At 37.1% G+C, this 12,271-nt stretch carries 11 protein-coding genes; 8 read left to right on the top strand and 3 right to left on the bottom strand.

Translation table 11 applies throughout. From position 1 onward, the window contains the following. Nucleotides 1-69 precede the first annotated feature (69 nt). The 6 genes from H539_RS0101675 to H539_RS0101650 all read left to right on the top strand — a co-directional run bounded on the left by H539_RS0101675 (nt 70) and on the right by H539_RS0101650 (nt 4,587). Entirely contained in the window at nt 70-561 is a 492-nt protein-coding gene (locus tag H539_RS0101675) for a hypothetical protein (RefSeq protein ID WP_051348396.1), read from the top strand. Between the two features lie 432 nt (nt 562-993). After that, nucleotides 994-1,212 carry a hypothetical protein gene (locus H539_RS0101670; protein ID WP_026692060.1) on the top strand — a complete coding sequence of 73 codons (219 nt, stop codon included), beginning with the start codon at nt 994-996 and terminating at the stop codon, nt 1,210-1,212. 474 nt (nt 1,213-1,686) lie between these two features. After that, complete coding sequence (locus H539_RS0101665; RefSeq protein ID WP_026692059.1) at nt 1,687-2,523, top strand: STAS domain-containing protein; 837 nt, start codon at nt 1,687-1,689, stop codon at nt 2,521-2,523. 194 nt (nt 2,524-2,717) lie between these two features. Continuing rightward, nucleotides 2,718-3,284: a LysE family translocator gene (locus H539_RS0101660; RefSeq protein ID WP_026692058.1), complete on the top strand. Its 567-nt coding sequence runs from the start codon at nt 2,718-2,720 to the stop codon at nt 3,282-3,284. 24 nt (nt 3,285-3,308) lie between these two features. Next, nucleotides 3,309-4,085 (top strand): AraC family transcriptional regulator, encoded by a 777-nt coding sequence (locus tag H539_RS0101655; RefSeq protein ID WP_026692057.1) that lies wholly within the window; start codon nt 3,309-3,311, stop codon nt 4,083-4,085. Nucleotides 4,086-4,371: 286 nt separating this feature from the next. Beyond that, complete coding sequence (locus tag H539_RS0101650; RefSeq protein WP_026692056.1) at nt 4,372-4,587, top strand: hypothetical protein; 216 nt, start codon at nt 4,372-4,374, stop codon at nt 4,585-4,587. Nucleotides 4,588-4,990: 403 nt separating this feature from the next. On the opposite strand, the gene yppF is transcribed toward H539_RS0101650, so the two are convergent. Then, nucleotides 4,991-5,164 (bottom strand): YppF family protein, encoded by a 174-nt coding sequence (gene yppF / locus H539_RS30540; RefSeq protein WP_155889916.1) that lies wholly within the window; start codon nt 5,162-5,164, stop codon nt 4,991-4,993. Between the two features lie 370 nt (nt 5,165-5,534). On the opposite strand from yppF, the gene H539_RS0101640 reads away from it, so the two are divergent. Then, nucleotides 5,535-6,101: a DUF4256 domain-containing protein gene (locus H539_RS0101640; RefSeq protein WP_035321723.1), complete on the top strand. Its 567-nt coding sequence runs from the start codon at nt 5,535-5,537 to the stop codon at nt 6,099-6,101. A gap of 213 nt (nt 6,102-6,314) precedes the next feature. On the opposite strand, the gene H539_RS0101630 is transcribed toward H539_RS0101640, so the two are convergent. Beyond that, complete coding sequence (locus tag H539_RS0101630; RefSeq protein WP_026692054.1) at nt 6,315-7,760, bottom strand: DEAD/DEAH box helicase; 1,446 nt, start codon at nt 7,758-7,760, stop codon at nt 6,315-6,317. A 332-nt stretch (nt 7,761-8,092) separates the two neighbouring features. On the opposite strand from H539_RS0101630, the gene H539_RS0101625 reads away from it, so the two are divergent. Continuing rightward, nucleotides 8,093-9,919, top strand: coding sequence for an APC family permease (locus tag H539_RS0101625; protein WP_026692053.1), 1,827 nt, complete (start codon nt 8,093-8,095; stop codon nt 9,917-9,919). A 506-nt stretch (nt 9,920-10,425) separates the two neighbouring features. On the opposite strand, the gene bcaP is transcribed toward H539_RS0101625, so the two are convergent. After that, nucleotides 10,426-11,859 (bottom strand): branched-chain amino acid transporter BcaP, encoded by a 1,434-nt coding sequence (gene bcaP / locus H539_RS0101620; RefSeq protein ID WP_026692052.1) that lies wholly within the window; start codon nt 11,857-11,859, stop codon nt 10,426-10,428. Nucleotides 11,860-12,271 lie beyond the last annotated feature (412 nt).

Raw genomic sequence — 12,271 nt, 5'->3', positions numbered from 1 at the left:
TCATTATTAAAGCAAGACTTTACATACAATGATGTTGCATCCGGTATAAAAGGCGGGAGATTGTAAAGAATGAAACTAAAACCTGAATGGGGAAACCGGATGTGGATTTTAGTTTATATTTTTTTTATCATTCTTATCGCAGTTGCATATTTTGTTCCCAAGAACCTTACTAAATCAGAGTTATATACTACTTCCATTTTTGCGGTAATGTATGGACTTATGACCGATGAAGTTCTCGATCTACATTATAATCTTTATGGCTATTTTAAACATGGCTTTCAATGGCAAGGTTTTTTAAGCTCCTTTATGTACTTTATCCCAGTAAGTATCCTATTTTTAAATTTTTTCCCTGTAGCTGGATCTACACTTAAAAAAATTAAATATATCATCATGTGGGCTATATTTTCTGTAGTTTTTGAATGGCTTATTTTGCAAACAGCTTATCTTTACTATAACGGGTGGAAATTATGGTATTCAGCATTGCTTTATCCGTTTATTTTTCTTATTTTATTTACGAATTTAAAATTATTCAGAAAGCTTAATATTTCGAAAAAAGGTTAACGATAATAAGTTAGCCTTTTATTTTGTATTGGCCGATTATGGACGGTTTATTCTACAATGGTAGTTTGAGTAAAGATCATTACTATTTAAATACCCACGCCTTAGATCATATAGAGGAATTTTGCACATAAGAACAGAGAAATATTAAGATCATTCTCATAAAAGGAGTAATGATTTAATGGCCATGCATCACTATCATTTAGTTACAAAGGGTGAACTGCCAAATACGGATATCCGTGTTTTTATTTACACATAAAAGAACTTGCGATTAGAAGTGCTGCAGTTGAAGATGACCTTATTTTATTATTAGGAGGTAAAAATCAACGACAAAGTGAAGAGAGTATAGTTCATTTCGCCGTAAGTGGTTTGAATAATATGTACCAGGGTAATAAGAATAAATATTAGGAAGCATTTACTTTGGGGGGAAACAGTATGTCAGACTTGTTGGGGAATTTACAAGAATCTTTAGAGCAAACCAAGCAACGACTTAACCTTCTTAATGAACGTGGTGTTGAAGCCTTAAACATACTATACCCCGGACTAAAATATGGCGGAGCACAATATTACCAGTTTTTGGATTCTTTACCAAAAGAACTGGAAGTAATAGAAAAGAGAATTAAGAAATTAGAAGAAATAACAATTGAAAAATAGTCTGCTTCACTATATTAATTTACTAAACAACAGTACGTTAATCCGAAAAGGATTAACGCTTTTTAATTGTATTTTTTAGTAACGGCTCTTTTGATATTCCTTATGAGGATAAACAAAATAATGGGGATTATAAGCCATAAATGGCTTTACTTCGGTAACAAATGAGTGAGTTAATAGAATGTACTGCACTTTATAGGTGTAGAATACAACAATATTATACATAACTAGAGGGTGCCATTGATCGAGGAAGGGATAAGCTTATCATTGGTACAAACCGTACTAAGAACTAGCAGGAAGCACCCTTTACGAAAACGGTATCCTTGTTGTTCTTTTGTTATTATAATGTTTTTGCTTTGATTAGAGGGCTATTACTAGCATTTTACAAGTGAATTTTATAATTTACTTTAGCGAAAAGAACTGAAACTGAAAATACCGGGTTAAAACCTAATTAAATTAGATAAAAGGAGAACTTATATGAATACCTATGATGAAAGGAATAATATCCTAACTTTGATTACACACAATCGTTCGCTTTTTGAGGAGAAGCTGTTATCAGAAGCAGTTAATGTTAGAAATAAAATAAAAGAAATTCTCGATAAAGGAAATATTGATTTGCTGCATAATGCTGGAAAACTAGTAGAGTATATCATTCTAAAAAAAGGTGAAAACCTAGTTGCTTTTGGTCAACAGGAAGGAATAGCGTGGGCTGCACATACACTTACTCTCCAATTAAAGTTAGAGTGGGTTCAGGCTATCCGCCGTACCCTATGGAATTTTGTTGAACAGTATTATGAAAACGCTCCAAACAAGATCCCCACTACAAATTTTTTTAAGCTTGAAAAGGAAATTAATGATCAGGTGGATACATTCCTGAACACCTTTGTGATCAGTTATTCAAATTATAAAGACGAATTAATCAACTCTCAAAGGCAAATGGTTGAACATTTATCTGTACCAATTATTCCAATAAGCCAAACTGTTGCTGTCTTGCCTCTGATAGGCTTAATGGACTCCTACCGTATGCGCATTATTGAAGAAAAAGTCTTAACCGAAATATCTCAATTAAAGATTCAGACTCTTATTATGGATCTTTCTGGTATTGCAGAGATGGATTTAGAGGAAATCGTTCATTATCAAAAGATCTTAGATGGAATTTCTATGATGGGGTGTAAAGCAGTCATTACTGGTTTACGTGCGGAGCTAGTAAGAAAAATGATCCATTCAGGTGTTTCCTTTGAAAACAAGGCTGATACAAAAGGTACTTTACAACAGACATTAAAATCTTATTTAGTAATCGGTCACCTGGAGTAGGATAGGTTTTTCTCAATACTCGTTTTATAGTGATAATAGTAAAAGTACAATAATTTAGACTGTGAATAATGATCACCTCATTGAAAGACAGTTGTTCTTTCTCGGTTTGAAATAGCTTTATCTGCAATAATATACTAGATGCCTTATAATTTTAAGATGATAATTATGAAGATCACTTGAAAGGAGTTTTCTTCATGAATATTTCATCTTTTTTAATTTACTGTTTTATTGTTACTTTTACCCCTGGACCCACTAATATTGTAATACTATCCACAGTACATAATTCAGGTACAGCAAAGGCAATGAAATACACCTATGGAGCAACTGCCGCTTTTGGTTTATTACTTCTTATGTCTGCTGTCTTGAATACAATGGTCATACCAAAAATTTTAATTTTCATGCAGATAATTGGAAGCCTTTATATGCTGTATCTCGCTTATCAAATTTTCAAAATGGGACCGTCAGAACCATCTTTAAACCGATCAGCTTCCTTTAAATCCGGTTTTCTTATGCAGTTTTTAAATCCAAAGGTTGTACTTTTCACGATGACTGTACTTCCCAGCTTTGTCTTGCCCTACTATTCTGCAATAGCTGCAGTGACAATAAGTGTTGGAGTCATTACTCTTATTGGATTTTTAGCATTTATTACCTGGGTACTGTCCGGTACAATTTCCAAGAAATTCTTACGGAGAAATGAAAAGATTGTTAACATATTGATGGCTTTATTTTTAGTTTATTCGGTGATAATGATATGGATATAGGTAAACTGACTTGAGGTGAATTACATGGACACATTTATCTATAAAAAATCGGCAGGTATAACTGCGTTATCCGCAAGTATGACTGATTTCACCTATAAAAAGCATTCTCACCAGGAGTATGCTATAGGGGTAACATTACGTGGTATTCAGCAATATAACTTGGAAGGCAGTTTACAACTATCTTATCAAAATGGGGTCATGTTTTTTAATCCAGAGCAGGCGCATGACGGAATGGCACATGATGAGACAGGGCTTGATTATGTAATGCTTTATATTGACCCGCAAATGCTTTTACAGATAACGGGGGAAAAAAACAGAGTGCGTTTTTCCACTCCTATTGTGTATGATCGTAATTTAGAACATAGAGTATTAAGCCTTTCTCATGCGATATTAAGCGCAAAAAATGAGGCTTTGTGCAGCGAATTACTCGTATCCCTTACAGATTACCTCATTCTTACTAATCCATATACGGAATATAAGAAAGATAACACTCTAGTTGGAAAAGCAAAGGATATGATTCATAACAACTTAGGGAATGTACTTAAACTTGACGATATATGTACAGAGCTTAATTTATCAAAATTCCAGTTTATAAGGTTTTTCAAGGCTCATACTAGAATTTCCCCTTACCAATACTTTCTTAATTGCAAGATAGAACGGGCAAAGTATTTAATAGAAAAAAATAGAGATATTTACACAGCGGTAGCTGAATGTGGATTTGTTGATTTAACCCATTTGAATAAACACTTTAAAGGTGTATATGGAACAACGGCATTTGAATATTTGTCACACTTATCTTAAGGAATAAAAATGGTATTATTGCAATAAAAAAATCAATTATAGTTGAACGACAACAATAAAAGGAGTTATAGGTTAATGCCAGTGTATAATTTTTAATTAGTACCGAAGGGTGAACTGCTAAATACGGATATCCGTGTATTTATATACTCAATAAAAGAACCTGCGATTAGACATATTGCAGTTGACGATGACCTTATTTTATATGAATGACACACTTAATTGGGTTCCTGCAAAGAAATCATCCATTTTCCAAACGTGCTATTGAGATGGGGCTTGATTTTACGGAATGACTATTATTGATGAAGACTCCGTGAATAAATTGAAAAATACTCTTAATGGATGGAGAGCTTTATTTGCCAGTGCTCCAATGGAAATAACCTTAACAGGCATGTATAGGGAAGGTGGCGAGGGAGAGGAGGGGGAATACGAACAAAATTTCTTCGAACAAGTGGAGATTCTTACACAACTCGATGCTTTAATCTCTCTCGTTCTTGACGTCTAAAAACATGGTCATACCATGTATCACCCGGGATTTTAAATAAATATAGCTGAAATAGAACGATAAAATTTCAAAAGAATATTAGAAGGAGCTGTACGAAGAAGTTCTCAAATCCGAAACTGCTTGGATTAGTTCTCTATAAAAAACAATTTAATGAGTTAGCAGCGAAAATACCTGAATCCTTTAAGGGACTCAGGTTATTCATACCTTGATAAACTTGTCAATCATTCTACGTTCCTATCAAAAAAATAGAGTTCAAATATACATACCAGACATAAATACATTCTTGAAAACGTCATCCCGGATGCGGATGGGAATAGATCCTTTAGATGGTTTTGGGTTCGTTTTGGATGTTCTTTTGGAAAATCAAAATCGACCACGTTTATTCTCCTTTATAACCATATACTTAAGGATGGGTTGCCCCTCGCCGGCTTAACTCCAGGAGTAACTGGCGATAGTCTTGTAAGCATATTTTACCTGAAACATATTCATTCCTGGCGTAGTCTAATAAAAAGTTAGCATGCTTTGGCGGCTGCGATTTATTTATCATAAATTGTACAATTAATTCTTGTATTTTCATATCATTCTCCTTGGCATTTGATTTCCAAGGAAAAATATAACACATGTTGTGCAGCTTCTTAATATTTTTGAAAATTTAGATTAACGACATTTTTCTACGGGATTCTTCAGCGAGGACATTGAAATGGAAGAGGTTAATTAGAATTTTGTCTACATATACGATACTGTACAAAAAGCTTTTGAATGTATGTCTAAAATAGGGTTTTCATAGTGCAGATTTGATTAGGATAGAGGTTATTAGCAACACAAATCATTTTAAGAATTACTCAAACTAAAGAGTGCGTCCATCCAAGAAGGATCATGATCTTTTTATTGAAGTTATTGTACGAAGGAGCAGTTTAGTTTGGGGGATAACGGAGGGGGAAATGAAGATGATAACGAGGAATAAGGAGTTACCACCAGCACAGCGTGAAGAACTCCTCAGAATTTTGAAAGTCCGCTTTGAGAAGAACATGCACCGGCATAAAGGTCTCGATTGGGCTGAAGTGCAAGCTAAGATCGAATCTAATACTATAAAAATGTGGTCCCTCAATGAGATGGAGAGGACTGGTGGTGAACCGGATGTTGTTGGTCATGATAAAAAGACGGATGAATATATTTTTTATGATTGTTCTGCAGAAAGTCCTAAAGGTCGCAGAAGTGTATGTTATGACCGGGAAGCTATGGATTCAAGAAAAAAACACAAACCTGAAAATAACGCTGTGGATATGGCAGCTGACATGGGAATTGAACTATTAACGGAAGAACAATACCGGGATCTGCAGAAAGTGGAAAAGTTCGATATGAAAACATCGAGCTGGGTGCAGACACCTGCTGATATTAGAAAACTTGGCGGGGCCATATTTTGTGATTTTCGCTACGACACTGTATTTGTGTACCACAATGGAGCGGAATCCTACTATGCTGCAAGGGGATTTCGCGGTTTGTTAAGGGTTTAATAAGCAAAATATAATTTGCCAAGGGCTGATACTTTAATTTCATTCTTTAATTGGTTACTGGCAGGATAGCTGAACAAGGAGTATTGTATATTAGTTGATTTTTTCGGCTGCTCAGGCATCTAGCTGTAGTCCACTTTCGCTAACTATAAGCAAAAATGTTTGAAAACCGCCCTGAATATAGATTCAAGGCGGCAGTTCGTCATTTTTAGCTTATCACTTAATTGCCTTGCTCACTTTCAACTTCTTTCCCTTAATCGGTGTATGCTCCATTGCCTGGAGAACTAACGAACCCTTCCCGTTCAGAATATCAACATAGGACAAAGTATCTTGTATGGTTATGATTCCGATATCATCCGCTGTAACTCCTGGGATGTTTGCGATAGTTCCGACAAAATCGACTGCGCGGAGCTTTTTCTTTTTTCCGCCACTGAAGTGAAGCTTCATGATATCCTGGTTGATGCGGGCTGTTTTATTATTTTTTACTACACGGCGGCCGCTGAGTTTTTCTTCAAATGCTACTTTTCCTGCAGCCACTTCATGGGGGTTTGGAACGTCCATAGAAGGTAGTTCAAATCCAATGTATCTTTCGATGGCTCTTACGAATTTACCTTCATAAGGTGTAGCGAACATAATCGCTTTTCCTTTATTTCCTGCACGTCCGGTTCTTCCGGTTCGGTGAACATAGCTTTCTTTTTCCATGGGAACGTCATAGTTGATGACCAGTGTGACGTTTTCAACATCAATTCCTCTGGCAGCCACATCTGTTGCGACGAGGTATCGGAAATTCCCTCTTTTGAAACCTTCCATAACAGCAAACCGGTCTTCCTGTTCTAATCCTCCATGAAGTCTTTCACAGGAATAATGGGACTTTTCCAACTCACCGAATACCGTATCCACATGTTCTTTCGTTCTGCAGAAAATGATGCAGCTATCCGGGTTTTCTACGACCGTCACATCTTTCAGCAATGAAAGCTTTTCTTCTTCCTTCACTTCGATCACACGATGTTCAATAGTTTCGGTAGTAATTCCTGAAGCTTCAATCTCAATATGAATGGGATTCTCCATATAGTCATGGCAGAGATTTTCAACATCTTCAGGCAGAGTTGCTGAGAATACCATCGTCACCCGGCTGGCCGGCAGCTTTTTAATGATGGATTCTACTGTGTCAATAAAGCCCATATTAAGCATTTCATCGGCTTCATCAATAATAAGATACTTAATTTTGTCTAAAGCGAGGGTCCCTCTTTCAATATGATCCAACACCCGTCCGGGGGTACCGACCACTGCATGCGTTTTTTGCTTTAATTCTTCTTTTTGTTTAGCAAAAGGCTCTTTTCCATAGACAGCCATTACCTTGATTCGTTTAAATCTTCCTATATTTGTTAAATCCTCGCGTACTTGAACACTTAGTTCTCTTGTCGGAGTAAGGACAAGCGCCTGAGGCAGCTTTTCTTCCCAGTCGATTTTCTCACAAAGAGGAATTCCGAAGGCGGCAGTCTTGCCGCTTCCTGTTTGTGATTTAACCACAAGATCTTTATTTTTCAAGGCTGCTGGCAGAACTTTACGTTGAACTTCAGTGGGGGTTTCATATCTTAAAACAGACAGAGCTCTTTTAATTTCATCGCTTAAACGGTAATCCTCAAAACTTTTTTCACTCATGTATTAGACCTCGTTTTTTTGTATTATCCACTTATATATAGGATTCTCTAAGGGAAATATCATATGCATAATCTGAATAGACTTCATTATACTTGATATGCCAGATAAATTGTCTCTTAATTTTATAAAATATAAATTAACATTTGCTTGATTCATAAAAGGTTGGGTAACGACCGATCAAAGACTTATTATTTGAAGCTGCCAAATCAATTTATATTACAGTTTTTTGCTGATAGTCTATACAGCAGTATAATACAATGAACAGTTTGAATTTTTGTGTGTAAAGGGTATGATGAATGTATATTTTAGTCTCAATAGGCGGTGACAATGGCATGTTTTCAGCTTTAAAGAGGTTTTTAATTGGGAGACCATTAAAGTCAAATGAGCTGGGTGAGCAAAAACTTAATAAAACCAAGGCATTAGCCATATTGTCGTCTGACGCTTTGTCGTCTGTTGCATATGGTCCTGAACAAATCCTTATCGTGCTGGCCACAGTGGGTGCAGCGGCCTTTTGGTATTCCATCCCCATTGCAGTGGGAGTTTTGATTTTATTAACAGCTTTAATTCTTTCTTATCGGCAGATTATTTTTGCCTATCCTCAAGGCGGCGGGGCATATGTTGTATCAAAACAAAATTTGGGTATGAATCCTGGTTTAATAGCCGGGGGATCACTGCTGGTCGACTATATATTGACCGTTGCGGTTAGTGTATCAGCCGGTACGGATGCCATCACTTCTGCATTTCCAAATCTGCATCCGTATAAGGTGGCTATCGCAATCCTATTTGTTCTAATTATTACACTCTTAAATTTACGGGGTGTAACGGAATCTGCTTCCGTATTAGCATACCCTGTCTATCTATTCGTATTTGCGTTAGTTATCCTCATAGGAGTAGGGCTCTACCGTATAATGACGGGGCAGGTCGCACCAGAGCTGCATACAGGTGTTGGCACACCAGTCGCAGGGATTAGTTTATTTATTCTCTTAAGGGCATTTGCATCAGGAAGCTCTGCTTTAACAGGGGTTGAGGCTATATCAAACGCTATTCCTAATTTTAAGGATCCGGCACCCAATAATGCAGCCAAAACGCTGATCGCAATGGGTACGCTGCTGGCGGTCCTATTTTCTGGGATTGTGTTTTTAGCTTATTACTATGGGATTTCGCCTAATGATAAAGTAACCGTAGTATCTCAAATCGCTGAAGAGACGTTTGGCCGTACATTTATGTACTTTTTTATCCAAGTAACGACAGCACTGATTTTAGTATTAGCTGCTAATACCGGGTATTCAGCCTTTCCCATGCTGGCTGTTAACCTTGCAAAAGATAAATTTATACCTAGGATGTTTACCATAAGGGGCGACAGGCTTGGGTATTCTAACGGCATTATCATTCTCGGATTAGCATCCATTATCTTAATCCTTGCGTTTAAAGGGAAGACCGAACATCTTATTCCTCTATATGCAGTAGGGGTTTTTATACCATTCACACTCTCCCAATCAGGTATGATTGTAAAATGGGTGAAGGAAAAGCCAAAAGGCTGGTTAGCCAAACTATCGATTAATGCGATTGGGGCTCTCATCAGCCTTATCGTTACTCTGATGTTCTTTATAACCAAATTCGCTCAAGTCTGGCCGGTGTTAATTTTTCTTCCTTTAATCATCCTAATGTTCTACAGAATAAAGAAGCACTACGAAGCAGTTGGTAAACAGCTAAGGATTAAAACGGATGAGCCTGATATCGAAATAAAAGGGAATGTCATCATTGTTCCTGTAGCAGGAATGACACAGGTTGTCCAAAACTCCATAAACTATGCCAGATCATTAAAAGCAGATCAGATCATTGCTGTATATGTAGCGTTCGAAAGAGAAGAAGAAAGGAAGTTCGAAGAGAAATGGAAGCTGTGGCAGCCAGATGTCCGGTTAGTGACACTTCATTCTTATTACCGGAGCATTATTCAGCCGCTGACAAAATTTGTTGATACTGTCGAACATAAAGCCAGTGAGTCGGACTATCGAGTAACGGTCATCATTCCACAGTTTATTCCGAAAAAAGGCTGGCACAATATCCTGCATAACCAATCCAGCTTGTTAATACGAGCATTCCTTCTTTATAGAAGAAATGTGGTAGTTACAACAGTTCCATACCATCTAAAAGAATAAATGTGTACTTTCCTAGGCAGCTTTACTATGTATTGCTGCCTTTTCCTTGCATGCCCCTTTTTCCTCTATCGGTGTTTTTAACGTACAGGTTATAATTTTAAAACCTCTAAAAAGTTAATTAGTACATCAAGGATGATAAAAGATGCTAATAGGCCAAGTCCCATAATAATGGCTGTATATTTGAATAGTTTCAACTTTTCACCTGCATTATTGAATAAGTGCTAAACCAATTCCCTCGCATTGAGGTCAAGATAAATACGGAAAGGCAGTATTAGTAATTTATACTTATAGGAGAGAAATTATAAAAAAGGATGGATTAACGAGTAAATAAACAGTTTGATTTACTCCTGATAACGCAATGAAGTTGTAAGTGTGCCGAAGCCTGGTATTTCTTTAATAAGCGGTGGTGTTTTGAAACATATCAAAGAAGTGCTGCAGCGAAAGGAAGATAGCAAAAAATAAAAAGCAGTGAAATTTGTATTTCACTGCTTTCCTATTAACCAATCTTACATGCTCTTGGCGAATTTGCTCGAATCTTTCTTTTCTTCTTGTTTAGAATTTAATTTACTGTGTTTCCTGCCATATAAGAAGTAAACGGCTAATCCAATTATTAACCAAATTCCGAAACTTGCCCAAGTTAAGGCTGGCAATTGGAAGACCAAATATCCGCAGAATAATACCGCAAGGATCGGAATCCATGGAACAAATGGAACTTTAAATGCCCTTGGCAGATCTGGCTGAGTTTTCCTCAGTACTAGGATCCCGATAGATACGAAGATAAAAGCAAACAATGTACCGATATTCGTCAGCTCAGCCAGTTTCCCCAGCGGAACGACTCCAGAGAAGAAGGAAACTAAAACTGCTGTAATCCAAGTACCAACGGTAGGAACCTTCGTTTTTGTGTTTACTTTTGAAAGAATTCCTGGCAGTAATCCGTCACGGCTGATAGAATAAAACAATCTGGTTTGCCCGTACATCATGACTAACAATACGGTTGTAATCCCAATGATCGCCCCTAAGGAAATTAATCCTGCTGCCCAATCCTGATGGATAAAGTTTAATGCAAAGGCAACCGGGTTTTTAACATTTAGTTCTGTGTAAGGAACAATTCCTGTCAGTATGCCGGATACTATAATATATAAGACCGTACAAACCAGCAGGGACGCGATAATGCCGATCGGCATATTTTTCATAGGGTTTTTGACTTCTTCGGCAGCTGTGGAAACTGCATCAAACCCTATATAAGCAAAGAATACGGTTGCTGCTCCTGTGGCTACTCCATCAAAACCAAATGGCATAAATGGAGTCCAATTATCTGGTTTCACATATCCAACACCAACGAAGATAAATAATAGAACCACAGCAAGCTTAATTAATACCATAATCGCATTCAATCTAGCAGATTTCCTGACTCCCTGAGTTAACAGGAGGGTGATTACTAAAACAATAAGGATGGCGGGTAAGTCGACATAGGTTCCTGCACTTGGATCATACGCACTTGTTAAAGCTTTTGGGAAGTGAATATTGAATCCAGCCAGCAGCCCTTGGAAATATCCAGACCAGCCACTTGCTACGGCTGAGGAAGCAAACCCATATTCCAGAATCAACGCCCATCCCATAATCCAGGCGAACAACTCACCGAAAGAAGCGTAGCTATAAGTGTATGCACTGCCCGATGCAGGCACGGAAGAAGCAAATTCTGCGTAACATAGAGCCGCAAATACACAGCTTAATCCTGCTAAAATAAATGAAAGAATAAGGGCTGGCCCTGCGTGTTCAGCAGCGGCTACACCTGTTAATACGAAAATACCTGTTCCAATGATGGCTCCAATTCCGAGCATCGTTAAATCGAAACCGCCTAAGTCTTTCTTGAGTGCCGACCCTTTTCCTTCAGACTCCTTTAATAACTGGGGAATCGATTTCTTCCTGAATAAATCCATGCTGACCATCTCTCTTTCTCTTTAACTAGATTGCTAATAGACTGCGTTACACCATGAAGAAGAATGGATGTATTTGAATATTTCGACAATTTAATCCAAGAAGTAAATCTATTGGATAGTGTCGATTCGGCAATCTAATATTATTTGTTTTATATTTCTGTATTTTATGACAATTATCTTATATTTGTAAAGAGTTTTTTATCAAACCTAGTTACTTTTAGAAAAGATGGTATCCAGTTAGATAATCACAGCGCTTTAGGGGAAAATGAGATATCACAGGCGGTCTATACAAGATAGCTGCAGCAGCATCCTATCTGTTACCGCAAAAAGAAAATCTATGTAAAGAAGACAAAAAACAGTAAAAATAAGGAAAAAGTTATATAATTTTGAGAGATTCATCAATATTTTAAAT

This window comes from Peribacillus kribbensis DSM 17871 (genome assembly GCF_000430765.1).
GTDB lineage: Bacteria > Bacillota > Bacilli > Bacillales > DSM-1321 > Paraperibacillus > Paraperibacillus kribbensis.
This window is presented reverse-complemented; position numbering and strand designations above follow the sequence as displayed.